Annotated in this window: 21 protein-coding genes and 1 tRNA gene; 8 read left to right on the forward strand and 14 right to left on the reverse strand. The window is 63.7% G+C overall.

What is annotated here, in order from left to right:
* The 4 genes from HMPREF3145_RS06300 to HMPREF3145_RS06315 form a co-directional block, all read right to left on the reverse strand.
* Positions 1-222, reverse strand: a 222-nt coding sequence (locus HMPREF3145_RS06300) for a DUF4192 family protein (protein ID WP_141740829.1), incomplete at its 3' end; no start/stop codon positions are given.
* Positions 223-687: 465 nt separating this feature from the next.
* A tRNA-Met gene (locus HMPREF3145_RS06305) sits at positions 688-761 on the reverse strand.
* A 158-nt stretch (positions 762-919) separates the two neighbouring features.
* Positions 920-1699, reverse strand: a complete 780-nt coding sequence (locus HMPREF3145_RS06310) for a glucose 1-dehydrogenase (protein WP_070422409.1) — start codon at positions 1697-1699, stop codon at positions 920-922.
* Positions 1700-1824: 125 nt separating this feature from the next.
* A complete protein-coding gene (locus HMPREF3145_RS06315) occupies positions 1825-4731 on the reverse strand; it encodes a UPF0182 family protein (RefSeq protein ID WP_244268764.1) in 2907 nt (968 codons plus the stop codon).
* Between the two features lie 173 nt (positions 4732-4904).
* Between HMPREF3145_RS06315 and HMPREF3145_RS06320 the strand changes: the two genes are divergently transcribed.
* Both HMPREF3145_RS06320 and HMPREF3145_RS06325 read left to right on the forward strand, forming a co-directional pair.
* Positions 4905-5393 carry a PPA1309 family protein gene (locus HMPREF3145_RS06320; protein WP_070422411.1) on the forward strand — a complete coding sequence of 163 codons (489 nt, stop codon included), beginning with the start codon at positions 4905-4907 and terminating at the stop codon, positions 5391-5393.
* A 38-nt stretch (positions 5394-5431) separates the two neighbouring features.
* Positions 5432-6112, forward strand: coding sequence for a hypothetical protein (locus HMPREF3145_RS06325; protein WP_246817524.1), 681 nt, complete (start codon positions 5432-5434; stop codon positions 6110-6112).
* A 3-nt stretch (positions 6113-6115) separates the two neighbouring features.
* On the opposite strand, the gene HMPREF3145_RS06330 is transcribed toward HMPREF3145_RS06325, so the two are convergent.
* Positions 6116-7228, reverse strand: coding sequence for a YlbL family protein (locus HMPREF3145_RS06330; RefSeq protein WP_070422413.1), 1113 nt, complete (start codon positions 7226-7228; stop codon positions 6116-6118).
* Positions 7229-7297: 69 nt separating this feature from the next.
* Here HMPREF3145_RS06330 and HMPREF3145_RS06335 point away from each other — a divergent pair, with 69 nt between their 5' ends.
* Entirely contained in the window at positions 7298-8806 is a 1509-nt protein-coding gene (locus tag HMPREF3145_RS06335) for a zinc-dependent metalloprotease (protein ID WP_070422414.1), read from the forward strand.
* Between the two features lie 188 nt (positions 8807-8994).
* Here the strand turns inward: HMPREF3145_RS06335 and HMPREF3145_RS06340 are convergent, their stop codons facing one another.
* Complete coding sequence (locus tag HMPREF3145_RS06340; protein ID WP_070422424.1) at positions 8995-9489, reverse strand: M48 metallopeptidase family protein; 495 nt, start codon at positions 9487-9489, stop codon at positions 8995-8997.
* Positions 9490-9529: 40 nt separating this feature from the next.
* Between HMPREF3145_RS06340 and HMPREF3145_RS06345 the strand changes: the two genes are divergently transcribed.
* Positions 9530-10363: a hypothetical protein gene (locus tag HMPREF3145_RS06345; RefSeq protein WP_083279422.1), complete on the forward strand. Its 834-nt coding sequence runs from the start codon at positions 9530-9532 to the stop codon at positions 10361-10363.
* 63 nt (positions 10364-10426) lie between these two features.
* On the opposite strand, the gene HMPREF3145_RS06350 is transcribed toward HMPREF3145_RS06345, so the two are convergent.
* The 7 genes from HMPREF3145_RS06350 to HMPREF3145_RS06380 all read right to left on the reverse strand — a co-directional run bounded on the left by HMPREF3145_RS06350 (position 10427) and on the right by HMPREF3145_RS06380 (position 21947).
* Entirely contained in the window at positions 10427-12478 is a 2052-nt protein-coding gene (locus HMPREF3145_RS06350) for an ATP-dependent DNA helicase UvrD2 (RefSeq protein WP_070422416.1), read from the reverse strand.
* Positions 12468-13571: a potassium channel family protein gene (locus HMPREF3145_RS06355; protein ID WP_070422417.1), complete on the reverse strand. Its 1104-nt coding sequence runs from the start codon at positions 13569-13571 to the stop codon at positions 12468-12470. Before HMPREF3145_RS06355 ends, HMPREF3145_RS06350 begins: the two co-directional genes overlap by 11 nt.
* On the reverse strand, positions 13568-16858 hold the full coding sequence (locus HMPREF3145_RS06360; protein WP_246817526.1) for an ATP-dependent helicase: 3291 nt from the start codon (positions 16856-16858) through the stop codon (positions 13568-13570). The genes HMPREF3145_RS06355 and HMPREF3145_RS06360 overlap by 4 nt, the downstream gene beginning before the upstream one ends.
* Positions 16851-19925, reverse strand: coding sequence for an ATP-dependent DNA helicase (locus HMPREF3145_RS06365; RefSeq protein WP_070422418.1), 3075 nt, complete (start codon positions 19923-19925; stop codon positions 16851-16853). The genes HMPREF3145_RS06360 and HMPREF3145_RS06365 overlap by 8 nt, the downstream gene beginning before the upstream one ends.
* An 18-nt stretch (positions 19926-19943) precedes the next feature.
* Positions 19944-20666 (reverse strand): hypothetical protein, encoded by a 723-nt coding sequence (locus tag HMPREF3145_RS06370; protein WP_083279423.1) that lies wholly within the window; start codon positions 20664-20666, stop codon positions 19944-19946.
* Positions 20667-20679: 13 nt separating this feature from the next.
* Entirely contained in the window at positions 20680-21612 is a 933-nt protein-coding gene (locus tag HMPREF3145_RS06375) for a DUF3152 domain-containing protein (protein WP_070422419.1), read from the reverse strand.
* Positions 21613-21722: 110 nt separating this feature from the next.
* Positions 21723-21947: a DUF3107 domain-containing protein gene (locus HMPREF3145_RS06380; RefSeq protein WP_070422420.1), complete on the reverse strand. Its 225-nt coding sequence runs from the start codon at positions 21945-21947 to the stop codon at positions 21723-21725.
* Positions 21948-22064: 117 nt separating this feature from the next.
* Between HMPREF3145_RS06380 and HMPREF3145_RS06385 the strand changes: the two genes are divergently transcribed.
* Complete coding sequence (locus HMPREF3145_RS06385) at positions 22065-23399, forward strand: DEAD/DEAH box helicase (RefSeq protein WP_070422421.1); 1335 nt, start codon at positions 22065-22067, stop codon at positions 23397-23399.
* A complete protein-coding gene (locus tag HMPREF3145_RS06390) occupies positions 23396-24607 on the forward strand; it encodes an Rv3212 family protein (protein ID WP_083279424.1) in 1212 nt (403 codons plus the stop codon). Before HMPREF3145_RS06385 ends, HMPREF3145_RS06390 begins: the two co-directional genes overlap by 4 nt.
* A 30-nt stretch (positions 24608-24637) precedes the next feature.
* Here the strand turns inward: HMPREF3145_RS06390 and HMPREF3145_RS06395 are convergent, their stop codons facing one another.
* Positions 24638-25129 carry a hypothetical protein gene (locus HMPREF3145_RS06395; RefSeq protein WP_224213006.1) on the reverse strand — a complete coding sequence of 164 codons (492 nt, stop codon included), beginning with the start codon at positions 25127-25129 and terminating at the stop codon, positions 24638-24640.
* A 470-nt stretch (positions 25130-25599) separates the two neighbouring features.
* On the opposite strand from HMPREF3145_RS06395, the gene HMPREF3145_RS06400 reads away from it, so the two are divergent.
* Both HMPREF3145_RS06400 and HMPREF3145_RS12140 read left to right on the forward strand, forming a co-directional pair.
* A complete protein-coding gene (locus HMPREF3145_RS06400; protein WP_070422423.1) occupies positions 25600-25863 on the forward strand; it encodes a WhiB family transcriptional regulator in 264 nt (87 codons plus the stop codon).
* A 72-nt stretch (positions 25864-25935) separates the two neighbouring features.
* Positions 25936-26010, forward strand: coding sequence for a 50S ribosomal protein bL37 (locus tag HMPREF3145_RS12140; RefSeq protein WP_099046258.1), 75 nt, complete (start codon positions 25936-25938; stop codon positions 26008-26010).
* Positions 26011-26220 lie beyond the last annotated feature (210 nt).

A 26220-nucleotide genomic window follows, 5' to 3' on the forward strand; every position in this document is an offset into this window, starting at 1 on the left:
GTGGTGGACCCACGCTGCGAACCGCTCGCGACTCTCGGTGAGCTTCTCCACGGCCTCGTCCAGATCGAACCGCGCGACCGGGCCGAGGCGGACGGTGTCGACACCCTCGTCGTCGACGAAGAACGCGAGGATCAGCGAGTTGTTCGGGTAGAAGCCGAGGATGCCGGGGAGGTTCGCGAGGATCTCGCCGTGGGATGCAAGCGTGTGAGAATGGGTGGACATGGCAGTGCTCCTTTGCACGAATACGGGGTGAACGTGGTCAATCCCGTATTCAGTCCGGCTCTGCCGGTCGCAGGCGTATCCCCGCAGTGCAGTGCCTTTGTGCGCTCGGCGTCGCTAGCGCAGCCTGATGCTCGCTCGCTGGGTGCGAGCGCTAGCGACGCAGCATTGTTAGATCCCCGCGTCGCCGCTGGTTAAGCGTTACCTTTGGCGCGGTTGTGAGACTTGCACAGCAGTTCGCAGTTGCTTTCCTCGAACTGCCGACTCCCGTGGCGTTCCTTCGTTGCTGCCGTCCTAGCAATCACTAAGCAATGCACCGAAAACCTGCGCCGCGTCGTTGGAGCGTCGCAGTTCCGTTTGGTGCAGGATTTTGACCCTAGTGCACCAGCTAGTGCACCAAATGGCGATCCGATCACAAAATGAAGAAGGCCCCTACCAGCGTTTCCACTGGTAGGGGCCTTATCTTAGTAGCGGGGGCTGGATTCGAACCAACGACCTCTGGGTTATGAGCCCAGCGAGCTACCGAGCTGCTCCACCCCGCGTCGGGCGCAATATGTGATTTTCGCCTGTCGCCGTAACCGGCAACGTGGACTTACTATACATACACCAACAGAGAGCACCAAACCGCCTGTTCACAACGGTTTGGTGCGATCCAATCATCGGGGCTTCCCTACTACTGCAGCTACCGCTACTACTGCCGTTACTGCTGGGCAGCGAGCTGGCCGAGGATGCCGTAGATGTGCTTCGAGGCACCCAGGGTCAGGCCGCCGTCGACAGCAATCTCTGCGCCGTTGATGTAGGACGCGTCATCGGACGCGAGGAACAGCACCGTCTTCGCAACCTCCTCGGCACGGCCCGGACGGTTCGCTGCTGCGAGCGGAAGCGGTGCACCCTCTACAAGGGAATCTGCCGTCATCGGGGTTGCAATTGCACCCGGGTGGACGGAGTTGATGCGGATGTTCTCGTCAGCAACGTCGGCGGCGACCGTCTTGGTCATGCCGCGCACTGCCCACTTGGATGCCACGTAGCCGGTCGCACTGACTTGGCCTTCCAGGCCCGCGGTGGACGACATGTTGATGATCGCGCCGCCGCCCTGCTTACGGATCTCCGGGATGGCGTACTTCATGCCCAAGAACACGCCGTCCACGTTGACGGCCATGATCTTCTGGAACTGCTCCAGGGTGGTGTCCTCCACTCCCGTCATCTGAAGGATGCCGGCGTTGTTCACCAAGATGTCCAGGCGGCCGAACGCCTCGTTCGTCGCCGCGATGGCGTCCTTCCAGTCCTGTTCGTCGGCAACGTTGAGCTTCACAAAAATTGCGTTGTCGCCGAGCTCGTTTGCCAGTTCCCCGCCGATCTCTTCGTTGAGGTCAGCGATGACAACCTTTGCGCCTTCTTCGACGAAGAGTTTGCAGTCTGCTGCGCCCATTCCCGATGCACCACCGGTCACAAGCGCTACTTTTCCGTCAAAACGTCCCATGGTCTATCCAGCCTTTCTCTCAAAGAGTTGGTTGTGAACACCATGCTAGATACAAAAATGGTGCATCGCGCGCCCACTTCGCGCGATGCACCCGGTCCTGGGGGGGACGAGATAACTATAACCCGTTACTGCGCCTTCTGGTACTCAGCCACTGCACGGTCGAGTTGGTCGATGGCGCGACCGTACTCCTCGAAGGAGCCGTTGCGGGCACTCTCCAGGTTACGAAGAGCATCATTGATCCTGTTCAGGGCCTCGTCACGGTTTACCTTCGGCGCGTTATCACCCTCCGGTGTGGCTTCCTTGTTTTCCTCAGCGGGGGTAGTTTCAGCCTCACCCTGTGGTGCGTTTTCGTCCACCACTTCGACTTCCTGGGCTGCGTCAGAGTGGATACCCACCTGCTTCAGCGCCTGGGACACGGTCGGGGCGTAGCCCACCTGGCCGCGGTAGAACACCAGCACGCGCAACAGCTTCGGGAAGGCCGAGGCCTGGTCCTTGCGCTGCGAGTAGATCGGCTCGACGTAGAGGATCTCGCCGCCGCCCACCGGCAGGGTGAGCAGGTTGCCGTTCTTCAGATCGTTCGTCCCCTCCCACAGGGTGCGGTCACGCGCCACCTGGTCGGAGGACATCAGGGCGTCCTGAGCCTGCTTCGGACCCTGGGTTTGGGTGTTCGTCGGCAGGACGCGCACGGTGATGTTGCCGTAGGTCTCCGGATCAGAAGACACCGCCATGTGTGCGGACAGGAACTCGCGGTTCAGGCCACGGAACGGGGTGATCAGCTGGAAGGACGGCTTATTGGTCTCCGGGTCAGCGGCCACCACGTAGTACGGCGGCTGGTTCAGCTGGTCGCGGCCTTCCGGTGCGGTCGGGTCGTTCGGCACAGACCAGAAGGCGTCGTTGTTGAAGAACACGCCCGGGTCATCCACGTGGTAGCGCGCCAGCAGGTCACGCTGGACCTTGAACAGATCCTCCGGGTAACGCAGGTGGTCACGCAAGGAGTCGGAGATCTCCGAGTTCGGGCGCACGGTGCCCGGGAAGGACTTCATCCACGCGTTGAGTACCGGGTCGGACTCGTCGAACGCGTAGAGGTCCACGGTGCCGTCGTAGGCATCAACGGTGGCCTTGACGGAGTTGCGGATGTAGCCGACGTTGTCGGTGATCAGACGCTGGGTGGTGCCGTCCGGATTCAGCGCGTCCTGCGTGGTGTCCTGCAGGGAAGTACGCGTGGAGTACGGCAGCTGGGACAGGGTGGTGTAGCCGTCCACGATCCACTTCACGCGGCCGTCGATAACAGCCGGGTAGGTCTTGGAGTCGGTGGTCAGCCACGGTGCGACCTTTTCCACACGCTTGCGCGGGTCACGGTCGTAGAGCACCTTCGAGTTGCCACCAACGCGGTCGGACAGCAGGAAGCTCAGTTCCTGGTACTTCACGGCGTAGGCCACGCGGTTGATCGGGTTGCCGATGTCCACGCCGCCCTTGCCGGTGTAGGTGTAGGTGGAGTTGTCGGTGTCGTACTCCACCGGGCCCTGGCCGTTATCGCCCACAATGGCGTAGTCCAGACCATCCTGGGCAGAGGCGATCACCGGGCCGAAGTAGATGCGCGGCTCTTCTACCTTGATGCCCAGCTCTTCAGCCTCGCCGGCCTCCTTGGCGGCGGCGTTGGCCTGCAGGTCGGACACGGTAAAGATTGGCAGGCCACCGCGGGTGGAGCCGGCGTCCTGCGCGGCCTCGTCGACAGTATTGGCCTGCGCTGCGACAAAGCCGTTGCCGTGGGTGTACACGGTGTGGCGGTTAATCCAGTCGCGCTGGTTTTCACTCAGCGCGTTCGGGTCCATCTCACGCGCGGCGACAACGTAGTCGCGCATCTGGCCGTCGACCTCGTAGCGGTCCATGGCCAGCTGGTCTGGGAAGCCGTAGAAGTTACGCAGCTGCTGGTTCTGGGTAAACGTCGGGGAAATGATGTCCGGGTCCAGCAGGCGCAGGTTGGAGATCGTCGCCGCATCCTTAGCCACATCGGTGTTTGAGGTGTTGCCGCCCCAGTTCTCCATGTAGGTGACCTTGTCATCGGTCAGCCCGTATGCCTCGCGTGTGGCTTCGATGTTGCGGCCGATGTACTCGTATTCCTTGGCCTGACGGTTCGGCTTGACCGAGAACTGCTCCAAAAGCGCCGGCCACACGTTGCCCACCACGATGGAGGACACCAGCATGAGCACCGTTGCCAGCACTGGGACGCGGAAGTCCTTGAACACGATGGAGGCGAAAAACGCCGCGGCGACAACCACAGCGATGACGGTGAGGATGATCTTCGCGGGCAGCATCGCGTTGACCGCGGTGTAGGACGCACCGGTGAAGATGTCATTCTGGCTGGATAGCAGGTAGTAGCGGTCCAGCCAGTAGGTCACGGCCTTGGTCAGCATCCACAGGCCTGCGGTAACGGCGAGCTGGATGCGTGCCGGCTTGGACACCATGCCTTTGACTCCGGTGACGTTGTTGCCAATGCGGATGCCACCGAGCATGTAGTGGCCCACCGCACCGATCAAAAATGCCACGGCGAGCAGCATGGACAGCGTGCCCACAATCGCAGAGATTGCCGGCAGGCTAAACGCGTAGAAGCCTAGGTCCTTGCCAAACTGCGGGTCGGTGGTGCCAAAGTCCCCACCGTTGAACCACATCATGAACACACGCCACATGCGCTGGCCAGCAAGACCAGACATGATGCCCACGATCACCGGCACCCAGGTCAGCAGCCCCTTCACACCGTCTTGCACGGCGGCGCGGTACTGCGCTTGCTGCGAGGTCTCGCCGAAAATATCGCCGCTGTCTTGTTGCCTGCCACGCCACGCAATCCGTGCCGCTGCCCATGCGACGGCTGCACCAAGCAGCGCGAAGATGACAAACAGCACGACACGGAAGAGGATCACTCGGTTGAAAACACCGCGGAAGTCAACCTCCCCAAACCAGAGAAAATCGGTATAGATACCGATCAGCACTGGCAGGAGGAAGAAAAGTGCGGCGAGTACACCGAGTGTGACCATGAGGCCTTTATTCGGTTTCTGCGACCGTGGTTGTGGCCGGGTGAGGCGGGTAGCCAAGCCTGCTCCTTAGGAATAGTGTTGTCCAACGTCTATGTGCATTACAGCCTAGAAAGTTTAACGGCCAACAATCCGGAAAGGTTCCCGTGCGCGAACAACAAGCCCTGAATAAGGCCATGATGGAGGCCGTCGATTTCGTCCACGCCGAAGGTTGGGACGCCCCGCCTACCCTCTTCGGTCTGGTGCCAACGCAATTGCTTGTCGACGAGCTGGGCACCCTCGACGACTCCTCCCCCCTCACCCTGGTTGTGCAGGAATTGCCGGAGAATATCCTGCCCGGTTCCGAGGAGCTCGGCGAGTACGTCACCCGCCTGGCCTGGCCCCGTGAGGTCGAGGGCGTGATCCTGGCCCAGGAGATCTTGTTCCGCGACGCCTCTGCCCCGGCTGATGCCGAGCCACGCCCGGCGCGGTTGTTCTCGGGTGTGCTGCGCACCGAGGACATCGACCAGACCCTGCTGCAGATGCGCCTGACGGATGAAGAGTTGGAGGAGCGCGGCCCCTTCGCACAGGACGACATTGAGCTGCGTGGCGGCCCGGATGTCGCCCCGGGTGTGATCGCTGCGCTGCGCTACGGGCTTGAGCAGGACCCGGACGACCTGGTTTAAGCTAGACATCCGAAACCCGATCCAAGGAGCTTCTGACCGTGTCTGTGTCCCGCCGCGCAATCGCCTCCGCTGTCCTTGTCGGCTCGCTATCCCTTGCCGCCTGTGGTGGTGGCGAGGACGACGAGGCCGGCGCGACCAGCAGCCCCATCTCGACGTCGTACATCAGCGAGGACCCAACCACCTCCTCGGATTCGGAGACGACCACACCTGAAACGACCACGTCCGAGACAACTACCACCGCTGGGTCCGAATCTGACACGGCGTCGGAGTCGGAGTCTGCTTCCGAGACGGTGTCGTCGACAAGCACGAGCTCCTCGAAGCGGGAGAAAGCGGACTCGTCTGCGGAGGCAACCTTGGAGAAGGTACGCGAACGCTTCGCCTCCCTTGCGCCTGAGGAGTTCTTCGACCAGTTCGAAGGCTGTGGCGCCGGCGGGATCAGCGGATCTTATGACTGTCAGGGCGACGAGATTGGCCAGTTCCAATTCTTCGACTCCGAATCGAAGGCGGCCTCCTCGACCCAACTGCTCACGGAGCTGCGCTCCTCGCGCGTGGTGGAAGACTCCGGCGACCGCGTAGTCGGCTGGTCCACGCTGGGCACCTCCGCGATCATCACCGTGGTGGATAACCGCGAGGGCCTGGTCATGCAGCAACTAATCTCCTCCGACCAGGAGGACCCGCGCCAGCGGATCTACGACCTCGGCCTGGCGAAGAAGCCCTAACCCTTAGCCGTCGCAGGTTGGCACGTCGCGGCCTGCGGCGAACGCCTCCATCGCATCCACTGCCTCCTGGAGGGTGGACACGGCGGCGACGGTCATATCGCCAGCGTCGGCCCGCTTCACCGCATCACAATTGCCCTTCGGCGCGAGGAACAACTCGGCGCCCTCATCGCGCGAGCCACGGATTTTGTGGGTGATGCCGCCGATGGGGCCGACCTCGCCGTCGTCGTTAATCGTGCCGGTACCGGCAACGAACTTGCCCCCGTTGAGCTCGCCTGGCGTCAACTTGTCAATCACCGCCAGCGAAAACATCATGCCCGCACTCGGACCACCGATGTCGTTGAGGTTGTAGTGCACCTTCAGGCCATCGGCGGGCTCAGAATCCATGAGAATGCCAAGCATCGGCTTGCCCTTCTCGTGCGGATTCTCCTTCAGCTCGACGGTCTTCGTCTCTTCCTTGCCGTCGCGGCTGATGGTCACATCCACCGTCTCGCCGGGCGTCTTGGCAAAGACCACGTCCTGGACCGCGCTCGGCTTGGCTACCGGAGTGGAGTCGATGGCAAGGATCTTGTCGCCCTGCTGCAAGATCCCGTCCGCGGCAGCGCCTTCGACCACGTCATGGATGTTCACCGTTGTGGGTTTGCCCAGATAGTGCATCGCCGCAACCGTCGCCGACGCCTCCGACGCGACAAACATCTGCTGGTTAAACTCGCGCGTTTCTTCCTCGCTACGATCCGCCGGCATCACCTGCTCGATCGGCACCAACGTGTCCTTAGTCACCGCCCAGCGGGCCAACGCCTGGCCCAACGTCATATTCGTGCGCACCGACACCGTGGTCATATTCAGCTGCCCGCCGGTGTCAAGGGTCTCCGCACCCTCGATGTCCACCACGGGCGTGCCCTGGATCTCGCTGAGCGTGTCAAACGTCGGGCCCGCCCCTTCCGCCGCGTACGGCACCGTGAGCTTGATGTCCGTGCCGGGAATGTGGTCCATCGTCATTCCCACCGCAAGCAACGCGATAGGCACTGCACCCCACACCAGCGTGGAAAAACGCTTGTTCGCTGTCTTGGTCGCGGGCGTGTGTTCTGCCGCGTCCGCTGGTGTGTGCGCGTTCGTCATGGTGGCACATGTTAGCGCAGCAACCAGCAGCTCCAACCCGCGCCGTTGTGCAGCTGTATTGTGGCGCCTATGAGTAACGGATTCGGATTCTCCTTTCCCAACGACGGCAACGACGACAACGAGGGCAGGGACAACGAAGGCAACAACAACGACAACGGGCGTGGCGAGCCGACCAACCCGTTTGCAGCCTTCGGTTTCGGCGGAAACTTTGGGTCCGGCGGGTTCGGTGGATTCGGAGGCCCCGGCGGCCCCGGCGGCGCCGGCGGCGCCGGCGGCGCTGGTGGCGCTGGTGCTGGCGGGCTTGGCGACATCCTGAATCAGTTCGGCCAAATGCTCTCCGGCATGGGCTCCTCCATGAACGCCCAGGAGGACGGCGACGCCGTCAACTTCGATCTGGCCGCCCGCATGGCTCGCCAGCGCATCGCCGGGGTGAACCCGGTCAGCGAGGCAGACTCCCGCGCCGCCGAGGAGTCCTTCCGCCTAGCGGAGCTCTGGCTCGACGGTGCCACCGCACTGCCCGCCAGCCAGGCACAGGCCAAGGCCTGGAACGCCCAAGATTGGCTGGAGCAGACCATGCCGATGTGGAAGCGCCTGGTCAACCCGGTCGCCGCCAACATGGCGCGCGCCCAGTTGGACACCATGCCCGAAGAGGCCCGCGAGATGATGGGCCCTATGGTCAGCATGGTTAACCAGATGAACTCCATGCAGTTCGGCATGAAGTTGGGCCACGCATTGGGCGATCTTGCCCAGCAGGCACTGACCGGCACTGACTTCGGCCTGCCTGTCGCACCCGCCGGCATCGGTGCGGTCCTGCCTCGCAACATCGCGGAGATTTCTAAGGGCCTGGACCTGCCAGGCCAGGAAGTGATGGTCTACATCGCCGCACGCGAGGCCGCACGCCAGCGCTTGTTCCGCAACGTGCCGTGGCTTGTCGAGCGCCTCGTGTCCTCCGTGGAGGAATACGCCGCCGGCCTGCAGATTGACACCTCCCACATCGAAGAGGCCGTCCGCGACCTGAACCTGGATGGTGGCGACCCCGCACAGATCCAGGAGGCCATGCAGCGCCTTCAAGACGAGGACCTCTCCCCGCGCGTGGGCACCCGCAACGCCGCCTCTACGTCCCGCTTGGAGACCCTGATCGCGCTTGTTGAAGGCTGGGTTGACGTCGTCGTCGACGAAGCCCTCAGCGAACGCATCCCCACCACCCCGCAACTCGCCGAGGCGTGGGCACGCCGCCGCACCACCGGTGGTTCTGCTGAGCAGGCCTTTGCCAACATCGTCGGCATCGAACTCGCAGCCCCTCGCACCCGTGAGGCCGCCGAACTGTGGCGTCGCGCAGGCACCGCTGTGGGCGTGGATCGTCGTGACGCCGTCTGGGAGCACCCCGACCTCCTGCCGTCCAGCGAGCAGCTGGACAACCCGGCGTCCTTCATCGACACGCTTCTCGACGACACCCCCGACACCGACCTCGACGACGAATTTGCCAAGTTGGAAGAGGAACTGCGCAACAACCCCGAGTTGAAGCGCGAAGACGGCGACGGCAAAGACGACGGCAGCCAGGACGGCACGGAGCTGTAGGCGCTGCCTGGCCGCGCGTCGGGGCTGGGCGTCGGTGGTTCGGCTGGGCGTCGGCGGCGGGGCTGGGCCGCGCGGCGGGGCTGACTGACGGATTGCGGCAGAATCTGTCAGCGACGAAGCATCTGTCCAGGTCAGAAAACGACCCTGACAGATTTTGTGAAATTTGTCAGTCGGCTGACGCGGTAGGCCTAGCCGTAGCGCTGGTAGGCCTCCAAAAACCCGCGGGCGCGCTCCGCCTTGGGCACCCGATCCGCCCAGGCGTAGAACTCTTTCGAATGGTTCGGGATGAAGGTGTGCGTTAACTCGTGCACCAGCACCGCGTCCAGCACGTAGGCCGGTACGTCGCGCAGCCGATCGCTGATGCGGATATCACCTGTCGATACGGTGCAGGAGCCCCAGCGCGTGTTTTGGTTAGACACCCACCGCACCGAACCAATCGTTGCCCGCCCCTGCAGAATTTCCTTGTTCAGGGTTTCGGCGCGGGTGCGTAGGGAGTCGTCGTCAAGCAAACGCGTCGACGTCTTCTTCTCCAACTTGGCCAGCATCTGCTCCACCATCTCGCGCTCCTGCGCTTTGGTGAAGTGCGCCGGAATGCGGATCTCCGCCACCCCGCCAACCACCCTGGCCTGCACCGTCTTCGCACGACGGGCGGAGCGGATCACGCGATATTGCATCCCAGACATAGCGCAACATTGTAGGATGCGATGCGGGGGTGGAACACACGTGGCAATCCAAGAACACACACGCATTCAACTCGCGCGCGGCGTTCGCGTTTTCGTACGCGCGCCAGAGACAATCCAGTTCGGTGCGGACGCGACACGCACCGGGCTCATCACCGTGCCCAGCGCCGACGAGGTGGTCACGGTCCTCGACTCACTGACGCATCCGCGGATGCTCAAAACCGTTGTCGCAGCCCTTGCGGTGCATCTCGGTGAGGCGCGTGCGCGCAGTCTTATCGACGACCTCATCACCTACCGGCTCCTCATCCCCACCACCACCCCACAAGTGCTGGTGGTGGGGCGCGACGCGCTGGCCTCCCAGATCACGCTGCTGCTGTCGCGCCGTGGTGTGGTGACGCGCAGCCCGATGAAGGACGAGTCGGTGAGCAAGTTCCTCCTGGACCACGAGCCGCACCTGCCGGTGCTTGCCGTGAACTGTGCTGCCGAAGTGGATCAGATCGCTGCCGCGACCCGTGGCCGGCGTGGCCCTGTGGTGCCGGTGACGCAGTTCGACGCGCGCGTGGTCGTCGGCCCTGTGTGCGCTCCGTCTGGGCCGTGCCCGGTGTGCGCCCGGCTGTACCTTTTGGACCGGGACCCGAACATCGCCCAGGTGGAGGAGCACCTCCCGCCGGCAATCGCCGCCGAGCCGGTTTCCCTGGCGGCCGGTGCGGTGGCGGCAGCGACGGTGGCGGGCAGGCTCGCCGGTGCGCTCGACCCGCCCGGGGTGTCGGCACCGACGCCTGTAGCCGGTGACGTGGTGGTCGCGGACCCGTTCGCGCCTGTGCCTGTGGTGTCGCAGCGGGTGCCGTCGCACCCGGACTGCCCGATGTGCTTCTAGCGCTGGCTGGGCTGGCTGGGCTGGCTGGGCTGGCGTGGCTGGGCTGGCGCGGCTGGGACCGCCTTAGTGGCGGTGCTCCTCAAGCGTTGCCAGCACGCCCGCGCCGTACTCCTCCACCTTCACGGGCCCGATGCCGGAGATGCCAAGCAGTTCCGTCTCGTTTGCGGGCATGGCTTCGGCGATTGCCATGAGTGTCACGTCCGAGAACACCATGTAAGCCGGGCGTCCCGCTGCGCGTGAGACGTCGAGGCGCCAGCGTTTCAGGGCGGCGAGCACGTTCTCGTCGTAACTCGGCTCGCACTCCTCGTGGCGTCCGAGCGCCTTGTCTGCTGGGCTGAACAGCGGGTTGCCGCATACGCGACAGCGGCGGTTGCGCTTGAGGCGTTCCGGGGAGCGCTCCACATCAAGTTCCGGTGCGATGCCGTCCAAGAAGCGCGACCGCGACCGGTTCTTTCGCCCGCCTTCCTGGCGTGACAGCGACCACGACAAGTGCAGGTGCTCACGCGCACGCGTCACCCCGACGTAGAACAGGCGGCGTTCCTCTTCGATCTGGTCGTCGCCAGCCTTAATCGCGTGCGAGATCGGCAAGGTGTTCTCCACCAGGCCGACAAGGAACACAGCATCCCACTCCAGGCCCTTCGCGGCGTGCAGGCTGGCCAGTGTCACACCATCTACGGCTGGGGGCTGCTTGGCTTCCGCGCGCTGGCGCAGGGAGTGCAGCACCTGGGGCAGGTCTTCGGCTTCGCGGGTGCGGACGACTTCCTCGATGAGATCCACAAGCGCGCTGAGTGACTGCCAGCGCTCACGAGCCTGGGCGCCCTCGGGTTCGGTCTGGGTCAGGCCGATGGGTGCGAACGCGGCGCGAGCAACCGCCACCGGGTCGTCTGGCAGGTCGGTGCGGCGGGCGGCACGGACCAGGGCTGCGATGGCTTCGCGGATCTCGGCGCGGTGGAAGAACCCTTCCCCGCCACGGACTTGGTAGGCAATGCCGGCATCGGCCAGCGCCGCTTCAAATGCGGCCGACTGGGAGTTAATGCGGTATAGGATGGCGATTTCGCGGGCGGGGACGCCGTCGTCAAGCAAACGCCTGATCGCGCGGGCCACGGCGCGGGCCTCAGACGGCTCGTCGTCGTAGCCGTTGAACTGTGGCGCCGGACCGCGCCCGCGCATGCCCTCCAGTTCCAGGCGAGTGCCGGCGACGCGCCCCTTGGCCTTGCCGATGACGGTGTTGGCCAACTCGGTGACTTCTACCGTGGAGCGGTAGTCACGCTGCAATTTCACCACTGTGGCGTGCTCGTAGGTGCGCGAGAAGTTCAGCAGGTAATCCGGGGTGGCGCCGGTAAACGAGTAAATGGTCTGGTTGGCATCGCCCACCACAGTCAGATCGTCGCGATCACCCAGCCAGCCTTCCAGCACGCGCTGCTGCAGCGGGGTGACGTCTTGGTACTCGTCCACCACAAAGGTCTGGTACTGGGCGCGGAACTCCTCCGCCACCGCGGGTGCGTTCTCAAGCGCGCCGGCGACGTGCAGCAGCAGGTCGTCGAAATCGAGCAGCATGCCATCCGGACTCGTCTTCGCCTCCTCGTAGAGGCGGTACACCTGGGCCACGCGCTGCGGATCCGTCGGCGGGGTGCGCGGGGTATCGGCGATGCGTGCGGCGTAATCCTCCGGGCCGATCACGCTGGCTTTGGCCCACTCGATCTCGCTAAGCAGGTCGCGCACCATTTCCTTGCCCGTATCCAGCCCACCGGCGCGCGCGGCGCGGGCGACCAACGGGAACTTGTTATCCAAAAGCCGCCACGGCAGGTCACCGGCGATCTGCGGCCAGAAGTACTGCAACTGCCGCATGGCCGCGGAGTGGAACGTGCGCGCCTGCACTCCCCCGATACCCATGGTGCGCAGACGGTCGCGCATCTCCCCTGCCGCGCGCTGGGTAAACGTCACGGCGAGCACCTTGTTCGGGGCGACCGTGCCGCGATCGATCAGGTTGGCAATGCGATACGTAATCGTCCTCGTCTTACCCGTGCCCGCACCCGCCAGGATGCACACAGGCCCGCGGGGTGCTTCGGCGGCGACACGTTGGTCGCTATCAAGCACGCTCAGATCAATCGTCATCGCGCACTGCCTTCTCCGCCTGGCGGCGGATATCCGGGGTGTTCATGCGCACGTACAGGAGGCGATCGCCCGGCTCGACCGTTTCTGCTTCGGGGGAATCGATGCGGTAGAGCTCACCGGAGCGCACCACACCAAGCACGATGTCGGCCAGGTGGCGCGGGTTCGCACCAACCTCGTCGTCCGCGATCTGACGCTCTGCCACCGCGAAGCCTTCGTCCGGACTGAGCAGATCCTCCATCATCTCCACCACGGGCGGGGTCACCGTTGCGATGCCAAGCAGACGTCCGGCCGTTTCGGAGGAGACCACCACCGAGTCCGCGCCCGACTGCATAAGCAGGTGTTGGTTCTCACCCTCTCGCACGCTGACCACGATCATGGCACTCGGCGCCAACTCACGCACCGACAGCGTGATCAGCACAGCCGTATCGTCCGAAGACGGCGCCACAATCACCGAACGCGCACGGCTCACCGCCGCAATGCGCAGCACATCCGACTTGGTGCCATTGCCGTGCACCGTGACCAAACCGTGCTTCTCCGCGACGGCGAGCGCAGCCGGGTCTGGGTCGATGACAACAATCGACGATGGCGACGCACCGCCTGCCACCAATGCGTCGACCGCCGAGCGGCCCTTCGTGCCGTAGCCGATAACGATGGTGTGGTTGCGCACGGTATTCCTCCACTGTTGGATCTGCAGCGTCTTACGGGAATCCTCCGTCAGCACCGACAAAGTCGTACCGACGAGGAGCATCAGGAAGGCCACACGGGCCGGAGTGACGAAGAAAATGTTGATGACTCGGGCCGACTGCGTCACCGGAGTGATATCACCGTAGCCCGTGGTAGACAGGGTCACCGCCGAGTAATACAACGCGTCAATGAACGTCAACGGCTCGGAGTATCCATTGCGATCAATGAACGCGACGATCGCGACGGCAACGATAAGCAGCAGGGCGTAGCCGAACCGGCGCGCGATCAACGACCACGGCGTCGCCCGCTCGAGGGCCGGGATACTGACCACATCGAGCAGGTGGTGCACCGGGATCGCCGTTTGATCCGCGGCGTTCGCGCTCAGCGTAAAAACCCTGCGCAGTTTCATTCCGTTTCGTCCTTACCCTTGCCTTCAGCAGATCTGCTGAGTAGCTCTTCGAGTTCTGCCGCATCGGGCAGACTACGCGGAGCATACGTCTCACCGGTGCGCACGTAGAAAAATACAGCGCGCACCGGACGACCGTCACCACAGATACGCTCCCAAGCCGCCTTGTAAACCGCAAGCTGCAACTGCGCCGCTTCCATCGCATCCCGCTTCGGCTTCTCGCCGGTCTTCCAATCCACGACGGTCCAGCCGTCCACATCCTCGAAGACGGCATCCATACGTCCGCGGACCACGCCCTCGCCCACGGCGAGCTCGAAGGGATGCTCCACAAACGTCGGGGTGCGCGACGCCCACTCACTGGCCTCAAAGTTTCGCTTGAGCCGCTCCAGCACCGCACGATCCACCTCAGCCTCATCCCCGCCGGGAAGTTCGTCTTCGGTCAGCAGCGGGCGTGCGCCGTAGAACTCCTCCAGCCACTCGTGGAAGGCGGTACCACGCTTGGCGTAGGTGTTCGGCTTAAACGGCACGGGGCGGCGTGCCCGGCGCGCGAACTGCACCGGGTCTGCCTTGAGCGCCACCACATCGGACGCGGTCAGTTCGCCCGGCATGACAACTGGGACGTCGCCGGCTTGGGCCTGCTCGTGTTCTTCGATGAGCGCAGAGACATCACGTTCCCACAGGGTGAACAGTTCCCCGTCCACGAACTTGGGCAGGTTCTCGCGCGCGGTGTTGACCGCCTGTGCTGCTGCTTCGTCCTCTGCCAACGGGGCGTAGTGAGGCCACCTTCCGGTGCGCTCGCCGTCGTCGATAGGAGTGTCGGCGCTGGCGTCGGCATCTGCTTCAGCATCTGTGCCGTCGTCCCACACCACCACGCACTCCGGTGCGACAACGTCGCGCATGCTGGCAAAGTGTTCGTATGGCTTCGCCTCCCTCGCCACATCCGGCCTGCGACGCGAGCCTGTGACGATGAGTTTTCCGCCAGAGCGCGTCACCGCAACATAGAACAGTCGCGCTGCCTCCTCCGCCAGGTCCGCGGTGACGTGTTTCTTCCACGCCTCGCCCGCTTTCTGGTAGTCGGTGCGTGTGTCCACCTCACCGAACTCCGGGTAGATCTCCGGATCGCCGTAGGTTTCCGTGGGCAAGTGTTGGACGAGGGTGAGGAAGGTTTCCGTCTTCGGCTTGTACGTCTCCGAATCGGCGTGCAGCACCGCGACGTTATCCCACTCCAGGCCCTTCGCCTTGTGGGCGGTCATGATCTGCACCCGGTCTTCCTTTACCGTCACCGCACCCGGGGTCAGGCTGTCTTCGTGTTCGCGGGCGAGTTCGAAGTAGTCCAGCAGCCCATCGAGGCCTGCGCCGGGGTATTTGGCTACCTCTTCCAGCAGCCGATCCAGATGCACGGCACCTGTCGCGCTGCGGCGAGAGAGCACCTCGGTGCGGATGCCGAAGACGTGGATGATGTCCGCAAACAGGTCGCTCAGTCGCTTGCCCAGACTGTGGGTGCGCAGCCAGCGCAACTTCGCGGCCGTATCGCGCATGCGCTGCAGGCCTTCTTCGCTGTAGCGTTCCGGCTCGCCGAGATCCGCCAGCGCATCCGTGAGTCCTTCTGGCCGGTCGGTGCGCGCCTTGATGTCGTCGGCTTGGGCGATCGCGTCCTCGAGCTGGCTGACCAAGTGGGCGTAGGGGTCGCTGATACGCTGCGTGTTTTCGCGGTGTTCCTCGGCACCACGCAGGTTGTTCGCGCGCGATGCCAGCGCACGCAAGTCCGCAAGGCCCAACCCAACAGCTGGCCCGCCGAGGACGCGCAGTGCTGCTGCGGTGTCGTCGGGACGCACAAGCATTGTGGCCACGGCAACCGTATCGGCGACCTCCGGCACGTCCAGCAACCCGCCCAGGCCAACGATTTCGTAGGGCACACCGCGGGCCTCGAGTGCTGCGGCGATGAGTTGCGAGTGCTTATTCTTGCGCACAAGCGTGGCCGCCGAAAACGGCTCCTCGGCCTCCTGGGCCTGGGCGTATGTCTTCGCCAGCTCATCGGCGACGAACTCGATCTCTTCGGCCTGCGTGCCAAAGAACCCGAGCGTGACATCGCCAGCATCCGCCCCCGGGCGCGGCGCCAACGGTGCCACGGCACGCTTTGCCTCGTCGGTGCCCAGGATCGCATCGGACACCCCGTTGGCCAGATCCAGCACCTCAGGTGGGTTGCGCCACGAGGTGGTCAACTGCAACTTCGGCGCTGGTGAGCCGCCTTCAAGCGGGAAGTCCTCTACGAACGCCTGCAGGTTCGCCGCGGTCGCGCCACGCCAGCCGTAAATCGCCTGCATCGGATCGCCCACCGCCGTGACCGTCAGGCCCGGATCTTGCGCTTCGCCGAAAAGGCTGCGCAGCAACACGCGCTGGGCGTGCGAGGTGTCTTGGTACTCGTCCAGCATGACCACGCGGAAGCGATTGCGTTGCGACGCCCCCACCACCGCATGATCACGTGCCAACGCAGACGCGAGAGACATCTGTTCGTTGAACGTGATCACACCACGTTTACGCAGCTCCTCGTTCACTGCCTGTGCGAGCGGCAGGTAGTTCACGCGCTCCTTCTGGATATCGCGCCACCCCTGCAAGATCTTCGAAAACTCGGTCTTGCTTGCCGAAGGGTACGACTCCGTCTCTGCAAGGAAGTCGTGGGCATGCTCTGTGACCCACTCCGGGGTGGCAAGTTCGTTGCCCATCGCGGTGATGAGTTTGAGCACGTTTTGCACCACGCTGCCCAGCGCACGGTTCTTCCCGTCCGGCAGCAACGAACCGGCGTAGTTGCGCACCACCTCGGTGGTAATGGCGTGCAACTCCGCATCCGTAATCAACCGCGCGTCCGGTTCCGCCGGCACGAGCAGGCCGTATTCACGGATCAAGGTGCCTGCATACGAGTCATAGGTGGACACCTGCGGTGCGATGACCTCTAGACGCTTGGCTAATTCCCCAGACGGGTCGAGGCGCGCAACCAGGTCGCGGTTCTGCGCAAGCGTGGCCAGGCGGTCGCGGATGCGCTTTTTCATCTCCTGGGCGGCCTTGCGGGTAAACGTCAGACCCAGAATCTCTTCGGGGCGTGCAAAGCCATTAGCGACGAGCCACACCACACGCGCGGCCATCGTCTCCGTCTTGCCGGCACCGGCACCTGCGACAACCAGCAGTGGGCCAGGCTGGGCACCGATAACCTCCGCCTGCTGGTCCGTCGGCGGGAACTTCTGCCCGAGGTAGCGCGACAGCAGCTTCGGGGACATGGTTTCTTGGTTAAACATTGTGAATCATCTCCCCTTCCGGCTGCACCGGGCACAAGGCGCGCACACTGCAGCGATCGCAATGCTTCCCCGTTGTGGCAAGCAGCGTAGGTCCTGTCATTTCGGCGGGCAATGTATCGATAGCCTCGGCGAACTCTGCTAGCTCCTCTGGTGTCTTGGCAGCCTGCTCAAGCACCGTGATGGCCTTGGTGTCCTTCTTCGGGAACACCAGCATCGCACCACCCACGGTGATGTCCGACTCCCCGCGTGCGGTAACGACCCGCTCGCCGTCGAACGTGCCGTGAGCCAGCGCGAGTTGGTAGGTAAGCAACTGGGCGTGCTCACCGATCTCTTTCTTCGTGGGCGCCGTCGCACCGGTCTTTAGATCCACCACGTAGAGCGCACCATCGCCGTCGCGCTCGAGGCGGTCCACACGACCCCGGACGCGCACGTTGTCGCTGACTTGCACGTCAACGGATGTTTCCACCGCGACCTGTTCAAACGCGCCACGGCTCGTTTCTAGCCAGGTGCGGGTGCGCTCCAGCAAGCGCTCAAACTCCTCGATGTCGCGCTGCGCCTTCCACGCAGGTGCGTCACTGACCTCCTTGCGTGCGGCGATCACGGCGTTAAACGCGTCGTCCGGATCCACACCACGGCCGAGCGCTTCCAGGTAGGCGTGGCCCATCACGCCGTAGACCATGTCCATCGACTCGTCCAGGCCCACCATGCGCTGCAATACCTCACTCATCGGGCACTTCAGCAGGCCTTCTACTCGCGACGGCGACAGCGTCGGGCTGGCGCTCAGCGGCTCGTTGGTAGACACCATCGTGGTAGTCCACCACTGCCGAGGGTCCGCACCAAGCACACCCGCGTCCGCCAGGCGCGCCAACTGTCGGGCAGCCTGGGAGCGCGTCGCCTCATCCGCCGAAGGATCCGTGAGCACCCGGCGGAACTCCGCCACCAGATCGTCGTGGGCGAGCACGCGCACGAGCGTCTCGGTGTCGTCGCCAAGATCCGCCTGCGATGCCGAACTCAGCCGCAAGCGTGCCGGGGTGAGGCCGTGGTCTTCACAGAATTCCTCGACGAATCGGGAGGGTTCGCCTTCTTTCTCCGCGTCTTCGTCGTCAACCGCAATCACCAGCAGGTATTCGGTGGCGCGGGTGGTGGCGACGGTAAACAGGCGGCGTTCCTCAATCAGACGCTCCACGGTGTGGGAGACCGGCACGTCCGGATCCACGTCATGATCCACGAGGTCGATCAAGTCTTCTTGGCGGAACAGCGAGCCGGTCTCCCCCAGGTTTGGCCACGTATCGTCCTGCACGCCCGCCACGATGACACGGCGAAACTCTCGCCCGACAGCGCCGTGCGCGGTGAGCAGCGACACTGCATCGGGGGTTGCGGTGCGCCGGTCGCGCACACCGGTGGGCAGTTCCTGTTCCAGGATGAAGTCCACGAACGACTCCACCCCGGCAGCGGGACGGCGCTCCGTATAGTCGCCCGCAGCATCGAACAGTGCCATGACGGAATCCAGGTCGCGGTCCGCTTGCGAGCCCGTCGCACCACCGCGCAGCGCCGAGGCCAACAAGCGATTCGACAGGCCCGTGGCCTGCCACAGCGCCCAAAGGATCTCTTCTACGCTGCCGTCTTCCGCGTAGGCCTGACGTCCCGCGTCAAGCACGCCACGCACGTGCTGGAGGATGTCGAGCTCACGGTCGGTCAACCACGTATCAAAGTCAGGCAACCCGGCGGGATCCGTCAGCAACTCGCGCAGCGACTCTTCGGCACGACGCTCAGGTGCCCAGCGGCGAAGCCCACGAATGAGGCGACGCAGCGTTACCGGATCCGCACCACCCACAGGCCCAAGCAGCAGGTCGCGCCACTCGCTCGGCGTGAGCTCCTCGTACAGTGCCCGGATGCCCAGCAACAGCGATGCCACCAGGCGCTGCTCCGAAAGCACCAGGTCCGTCGGGTTGAGCGACACCGGCACCCCGGAGCGCAACAGCGCGCGGCGCACCGGGTCAATGCCCGTGGTCGAGCGGACAATCACCGCCATATCCCGGTAGTCCACGTCGTGTTCGAAGTGGGCACGGCGCAGCGCATCCGCCACCGCCGCCAGTTGCGTTGCAGAATCGGGCGCAATTGCCACGCTGCGACGCGGATCGCGCTTGGACTCCCCCAGGTCAATCGCGGTGTGCTCCAGCCCGCCAAGGGTGCGGAAGAACTCAGGCGACGCACCACGGAAGTGGAACACCGACTGCTCCTCGTCCCCGCCGACCACACCCAAGTCCGCCTGATCCAGCAGGCGCTTGACCAGCGCGCCGGCAGCGGGTGCGAGGTGCTGGGCATCGTCCACAATCACCGTGTGCCACCTGCGCGGCAGCCGCAGTCGCACCGCCTGATCCACCAGCTCCGAGGCGGACAGCCTGCGCGCGCCCGAAAGCGCCATCACCTGCTGGTACTCGCGCAAGAATTCGCCAGACGCGCTCCAGATGCCCACACCATGTCGGCTGCCCAGCTCCTCCAGTTCGACAGGGCCAAGACCACGTTCCACTGCACGCAGCAGGAAGTCACGCAGCTGACGGGCAAAGCCGACCAGTGGAAGCGCCGGGCGCAGATCCTCCGGCCACGAGCCACGACCATCCTCGTCCTGGCCTTGGAGCAACTGGCGGATCACTGCGTCCTGCTCCGCACCGGAGATCAGGCGGATTTCTTCGTCTACATGCGAGCGCAAAATGGCAAAGGCCAGCGAGTGCACCGAGCGCACCATGGGCTCATCGGTAACAAACCCCGACTGCGCCAGCGTGTCCGACAACTGCGAGCGCAGCCGTCCGGCGGTTTCCTTCGAGTCCGTCAGCACCAAAATGCCACCCGGGTCCCCCGCGCCTGCGTGACGACGCACCGCGGCCGCCGCCGTATCCACAAGAAAACTACTCACACCTGAGCCGGGCCGGCCGGTGACCTTCCACAACCCGGCCTCAGGCAGCGGGTTGTCCCAGGTCCGCGGGGTGATGTTGCGCTCGCGCGGCACGAGGTACGCCTTCGGCTCTAACGCTGCCGGAGGCACTGGTGAAGGGTGTGGAAACAACATAAAGGCGATTGTGCCAGGTCAGTACGACACGACAATCTCAACAACATCATCTATCGAACATACGCCCGAACCGAGCCCGCGTGTCGTGTGGCGACGGTACTCGATCGCCTTCCCCAACAACCAGTTCAGCCTGGGGATATGCGACCAACGCGCCACAATGTCCGGATCCACAGCACCGGCCAGCAGACCATCGACGATCACCAGCGCTGCCGTAAACCCACGCGGGCGCAACCCAACGGACGGATCGAACTCGGTCAGCACAGGCTCAGCGTGGCCATCGAACAGCAAATGCGACAAGAAATCCAGGTGCGCGACCACGCCCTCAGACCCGAGGTGCTCCTCGCGCCACACCGCCCGGTCAGCATTGACAACCAGCCCGGTGCGCTCGCCGGAGGGGGCTTCGATGCCGGCCACGGCGTCGTCGTAAAGCAATGCTGCTGCAACCGCCTCATCGACACGCTCGCGCGGCTCACCGGTGGCGAACTCAGTCGCGCAATACCCCGCAACGATCAAGCGACCATCCGTCGCACGCACAGGACGCGAAATGCGCAGGCCCTCCCCCGGAACTGCCTTCTCTCGAGCCTTTCCAGACCACGCGGACGTCTCACGCGCATGCGACAACACAACACGTCCGAAGCGCAGGCCATTGTTCCAAAATTGCGGGACCGCAACCGGCTCAATGTCGTCGATCTGGAATGCGGAAAGCACATGTGCCGGAATCGGCTTAAGCAAAGAAACCACCGACACCACCTTCTTAATTCACGGCCGGACGCGGATACGGCCACGGGTTCGGCCGGCACGTGTCGTCGTTGTTCGGGTAGTTCTCCTCCGGGCTCATCTCATGCAACTGCGCATTGTTCAGGCTCAGCGTCTGCTGCATCATGATCGGCGCAAGCGCATTCGCCTCCGGGCACGGCACGTGCTCCGCAAAGCCCACAGCGTGGCCCACCTCGTGATTAATCAGGTACTGGCGGTACGAACCGATGTCACCCTGGAACGGCACGGCACCGCGCACCCAGCGCGACTCGTTAATAATCACCGTGTCCTCGCCCGTGATCCGGGTACGGCAGCTCGTCTCCGTCCCCAACGCGGCACCACAGAGCTCCGCCGTCGTATCCAGAGAGGTCAAACGGATCTTCAGCGTCGGATCCTGATCTGCCGACACGTGTTCGAAGCGGAAGCGCGGATCGTTCGTCCACCCGCGCGGATCCATCAACGTTGCATCCACCATCTGAGCAAACGACTGATCCCCGCCGTAACCGGAGGCGTCGATGCCGTGCTCGACCTCGACGATGTAGCGCACCACAATCTCAGTGCCCTGGCCCGCATTGGCACCAGGGATGCCGACCTCGTAGAACGTGCCCTCACCCGTCGTGGTGTACGGGCCACCCGGCGGCAGATCGTGCGGGTCAAAGATGCCTTCCGCGATCTTCGCAGGCTCCAGCGGCTTCGGTTGATCCGCATCCGCACCAGGCATGCCCGCTTCACCGGCCGGAGCCGACGCGGACTCGGCGACCGTCCCGATCGCCTGCTCATCCGGGTTTTGCACCATGTCCAGCAGGACAAACACGGTAATTACCGCAAGCACCGGGATCGCATACGCGCGCCACCCGTACTCGCGGGCAAAGGCGACAAGACGTCCCTCTTCACGGCTTGCGCCCTGCGGGGTGTCGTCGCCAGACTCCATGCCCCAGCTATCAAACCAGTCGCCGAAGTCCTCTTCAGCGCCCCCGTGGTGCTCACTATGGCGCCCACCGTGAGACGGAGTGCCCTGCTGTTGTGCCATGTCTGAGTAATCTAGCGCATGAAGCCGACGCTACGGGCCGTGGTGCTGCCCTGCTCGACGTAAACGACGCGGTCAGTGCGGATCAGGTAGGAGTGGCCCTTGGCATCCTCCAGCTTGAAGGTTGCCTGACCGTTCGCAATCGCCTGCTCGACGGTGGCAAAGATGTCTTCCTGGCCCTCCGGAAGCTTGATCGCTAGTTCGCGCGGGGTGTCTGCAAGACCAATCTTGATATCCATTTTCTCGCTCACTGTCCTTTTCTTGTTGCGCTTTGTGTGCCCGCAGGTGCAATAGCTAAACGTAACCACCTGCTGGCGGACGGCCCCATTGTAACGGCCGGTAGCTAAGATGAACGCGTGCCCTACGCAGCTGAGAGTGAACAACGTGGCGCTGCTCGTCGTGCGCCAAAGAAAACGACGTTTGCCGGGTTGGGGGTTGCGGCTGAAATTGTGGACGCGCTTGCGGACCACGGCATCACCCATCCGTTCTCCATTCAGGAGCTCACGTTGCCCATCGCGCTGGCCGGCCGCGACATCATCGGTCAAGCCCGCACGGGTATGGGCAAGACGCTCGGGTTTGGTGTTCCGGTGCTGGACCGCGTGTTCGACGACGCCGATATTGCAGAACTCGACGGCACCCCGCGCGCGCTGCTGATCGCCCCGACGCGCGAACTTGCGGTGCAGGTCGGCGAGGACATCGAACGCCTTGCCGTACACACGCCGGTGCGCGTGGCCACGGTCTACGGTGGTCGCCCCTACGAGGAACAACTCGAGGCACTCGAAGCGGGCGCGGACATTGTTGTCGGCACGCCTGGCCGCCTGATTGACCTGCATGACCGTGGCGCGCTCGTGCTGGACAAGGTTGCTATCCTCGTGCTTGACGAGGCCGACGAGATGCTTGACATGGGCTTCCTTCCGGACATCGAAAAGCTTTGGTCCGCCGTGGGCGCAACGCAGACCATGCTCTTTTCCGCCACCATGCCGGGCCCGATCCTGTCCCTTGCCCGTTCGAAGATGAACAAGCCGGTGCACATCCGCGCCGAATCCGAAGATGCCTCCGCTACCCACGCCACCACCCGTCAGGTTGCGTTCCTCTCCCACCGCATGGACAAAGCCGAGGTCATCGCCCGTATCCTGCAGTCTCCGGGCCGCGAGCGCACCATTATTTTCGCCCGCACGAAGCGCTCGGCGGCCGATCTCGCCGAGGATCTTGCTGGCCGTGGCTTTGCCGTCGGCGCGGTCCACGGCAACCTCGGCCAGGTTGCGCGCGAGAAAGCTCTTGATGCTTTTCGACGAGGCGACGTGGAAATCCTCGTCGCCACCGACGTCGCGGCACGCGGCATTGATGTCGACGACGTCACCCACGTGATCAACTACCAAACCCCGGACGACCCCATGACGTATGTCCACCGCATCGGGCGAACCGGCCGCGCAGGACGCACCGGCGTGGCGGTCACCCTCGTCGGCTACGACGAAGCGACGAAGTGGTTCATGATCAACACCGACCTCGACCTGGGCAAACCCAACCTGCCCGAGTGGTTCTCCACCTCCCCTGAACTGCAGGAGGAGTTCGGTGTCCCGGAGTCAGCTACTGGCCATGTCGGACGCCCGCGTAAAGTGCTCGGGGCACGACCAAACCGTCCATCCCGCCCGGCGGCTCCGGGCAAGCGTTCAGGAAGGAAACGGCGTTGAGTAAGCCTTTGCGTCGCACCCGCCGCGACCTCATTGCCACCGGCGTCATCGCCGGCGTTTCGGCATTGCTTGTCGGCACCGCCTTTTTCACCTCCCCGGTGCGCCAGGCTGATCTCTCTCCAGCAGCCGAAGCTCAGGAGGATTTTGGTCAGTTGGCGGTGGTGCCGTCGTCGCTAAGCGAGGGCTTCCGGCTCACCGACACCTCCGGACGCGCGCAACCGCTCGTAGCCAACGGCTTGATCATTACTTACAACGATCACACGCTGACCGCGACGAACCCTGAGGGCGAGACCGTCTGGACGTACGAACGCCCCAACGACCTGTGCCTGATGGATCAGGCGTGGGACAAGGTTGTGGCTGTCTACCGCGACAACGCTGGCTGCGGCGACGTGGTGGCCATCGACGCGAAAACCGGCCAATACGCCGGCACCCGATCCGCCCCGGCGTCTGAAAACGTCACGCGCCTGGCCTCGAACGACCGCATTGGCTACGCCTCCAGCGAACGCATCGAAGTATGGCGCTCCGACATGGTGCGCACCATGGAATACGGCTACATCGAAGCCCCGCAAGAATCCGACATGCAGCCCAACCCAGGCTGCGTGATCACCTCCGCGCTCACCCGCACCGAACTCGTCGCGCTGACCGAAACGTGTGGGGACGGCACCTTCCTCCGCATCCAAAAGGCAACCCCGGAAGACTCCCGCGAACCCGAAGTCGACGCCAACATTGAGATCGACCCGCAGGCCTACCTCGTCGCCGTCTCCCAAGACGCCGCCGCGGTCTACGACCCGTCAAAGAAGCAGGTCCTGGCCTACGACAAGGAAGGCAACAACACCAGCTCCTCCTCGGTGCCAGCAATGGGTGAGCCACAGCGTCTCGACGGCACCATCGCCGTCCTCCCCGTCGCCGACCTCCCCCACCATATGTCCTACTGGCAGGACGACTCCCTCCTGCTCATGGAGCCGGCAGGCCTGGGCGTCACCGGCGTGTTCCAAGGCGCACTCGGCACCGGCTTCGCCGCCGGCGACCGCCTGCTTTACGCCTCCCAGGACGGCATCGCGGTTGTGGATTGGGACAAAAACGCGGTCGACGAGATCATTCCCGTCGACCGCGGCGGCTACACCGGCCCCGTCCACATCTCCTCCGCCGGCGCAACCATTGTGGAAAAGCGTGGCGACGACATCGTCGTCCTCAACGCCAAGGTTTAGCGGGGCCGGAGGGGTGAGCGGTGTCGTCGATTAGCGGCGCGCCTTACGCTCCTCATACTGCGCCTCGTTATACGCCCTCGAACGCGGGTGGAACACGGTGACCAGCACCAACACCACCGAAATCAGTGTCGCCACGCCGAGCGTTACCGCCCCGCCGCGGAACATATAGATAGCCACGCCGCCAAGAATCGCCTCAATGAGGACCACCGCGCCAGTCGCACGCGGACGGCCGCGCAGAGTCTCCACCGACACAAACGCGATGTAGCCGAAAATGATCAGCAAAAACACCGCAGTACCGATGTTGACGTAACCAGCAACCGGCGAGTCGGACTCCAGGGTGTGCTCGGTAGCAAGGAACTGATCACGGATCAGCGTCACCACATAAACAAAGATCGCCAAGCACTGCACCAGCACCACCATCGCGCCGAAACGCATCAGGGGTGGGACCTCAGCATCCGCGAACGGCTGCTGCTCCGGGTCATTTGGGACGGGCGCGTGGGATTGATTCCGATTCGTAGTCACAACAAAGCAGTCTATCGCCACCGATACGGCAGATGAACCCCAGCGAACCGGCAGAAATCCGAAAAACACGATTTGACCCGGGCACCTCCACCACCTGTTTACTATCATCCCAGGTCAGAGGGTAGACCATTGGCTTGCGGATCGGCCCAGAAGCGCAAATGTGACCGCGATGACGTAGATACATTCTGTGATTCCGCGCACATTTTGGCCTCGAACCCTAGCGGGCTTTGCATGAACATGTCATTATTCACAAGTAGCAAAAACAACGGGCTGGTAACTCAGCCCTTAACCCTCAGACACCACGGGGTTAACGCCCGGTAAACCGGAAGACGGGATCTCGAATCCACCGAGAGGCACCGCCCGGAGCCAGGAACCAAACTTTGTTTGCAACGCACCTACATCGTTGGGTGTTTTAGTGGTGCACGAAAACCGACCACGCAGTACCGATTTATTTTTTAAGGAGCATCATCATGGATTGGCGCCACGAAGCAATTTGCCGCGACGAAGACCCGGAACTGTTCTTCCCGGTTGGTAACTCCGGCCCCGCCCTCGCTCAGATCGCACAGGCGAAGCTTGTTTGCCATCGCTGCCCAGTAACCACCCAGTGCATGAAGTGGGCACTCGAGACCGGCCAGGACGCCGGCGTGTGGGGCGGCCTGTCTGAGGAAGAGCGTCGCGCACTGAAGCGTCGCAACAAGGCACTCGCCCGCAACCGCGCTCGCATGTCCGCCTAATTTTCCTCTCCGGTATCGCAGGCGATACAGTGATAGGTCTGTAACCGGTACAGATATATAAAGGAGCCCCTCATGAGCAAGCGTGGTCGTAAGCGCAAGGATCGCCGCAAGAAGAAGGCGAATCACGGCAAGCGCGCTAACTCTTAAGCGCTAAAGCCCGCGCCCGGTACCTCCCCTTTCGGGAAGGTACCGGGCGTTTTCTTTTGCCCTCAGGGCCACTGCACTTTTGCACTCAGCGGGTTGTCTTGGTCGCGAAGTTCGGTGCTTGTTCGGGTGTTGCTCGACGGTCCTGGCCTGCTGTTTTCCGCTGGTCGTCTAGCTCGGTGGTTGTGGAACCAGACGATGAGCTCCGTATTG

This window comes from Corynebacterium sp. HMSC05C01 (assembly GCF_001807155.1).
In the GTDB taxonomy this organism is placed as follows: domain Bacteria; phylum Actinomycetota; class Actinomycetes; order Mycobacteriales; family Mycobacteriaceae; genus Corynebacterium; species Corynebacterium coyleae.

Excerpts from the sequence above, each read along its gene's own strand:
- HMPREF3145_RS06310 (WP_070422409.1), bottom strand. The coding sequence starts at position 1,699 with ATGGGACGTTTTGACGGAAAAGTAGCGCTTGTGACCGGTGGTGCATCG.
- HMPREF3145_RS06315 (WP_244268764.1), bottom strand. The coding sequence starts at position 4,731 with ATGGTCACACTCGGTGTACTCGCCGCACTTTTCTTCCTCCTGCCAGTG.
- HMPREF3145_RS06320 (WP_070422411.1), top strand. The coding sequence starts at position 4,905 with ATGATGGAGGCCGTCGATTTCGTCCACGCCGAAGGTTGGGACGCCCCG.
- HMPREF3145_RS06330 (WP_070422413.1), bottom strand. The coding sequence starts at position 7,228 with ATGACGAACGCGCACACACCAGCGGACGCGGCAGAACACACGCCCGCG.
- HMPREF3145_RS06335 (WP_070422414.1), top strand. The coding sequence starts at position 7,298 with ATGAGTAACGGATTCGGATTCTCCTTTCCCAACGACGGCAACGACGAC.
- HMPREF3145_RS06340 (WP_070422424.1), bottom strand. The coding sequence starts at position 9,489 with ATGTCTGGGATGCAATATCGCGTGATCCGCTCCGCCCGTCGTGCGAAG.
- HMPREF3145_RS06350 (WP_070422416.1), bottom strand. The coding sequence starts at position 12,478 with ATGACGATTGATCTGAGCGTGCTTGATAGCGACCAACGTGTCGCCGCC.
- HMPREF3145_RS06355 (WP_070422417.1), bottom strand. The coding sequence starts at position 13,571 with ATGAAACTGCGCAGGGTTTTTACGCTGAGCGCGAACGCCGCGGATCAA.
- HMPREF3145_RS06360 (WP_246817526.1), bottom strand. The coding sequence starts at position 16,858 with ATGTTTAACCAAGAAACCATGTCCCCGAAGCTGCTGTCGCGCTACCTC.
- HMPREF3145_RS06365 (WP_070422418.1), bottom strand. The coding sequence starts at position 19,925 with ATGTTGTTTCCACACCCTTCACCAGTGCCTCCGGCAGCGTTAGAGCCG.
- HMPREF3145_RS06375 (WP_070422419.1), bottom strand. The coding sequence starts at position 21,612 with ATGGAGTCTGGCGACGACACCCCGCAGGGCGCAAGCCGTGAAGAGGGA.
- HMPREF3145_RS06380 (WP_070422420.1), bottom strand. The coding sequence starts at position 21,947 with ATGGATATCAAGATTGGTCTTGCAGACACCCCGCGCGAACTAGCGATC.
- HMPREF3145_RS06400 (WP_070422423.1), top strand. The coding sequence starts at position 25,600 with ATGGATTGGCGCCACGAAGCAATTTGCCGCGACGAAGACCCGGAACTG.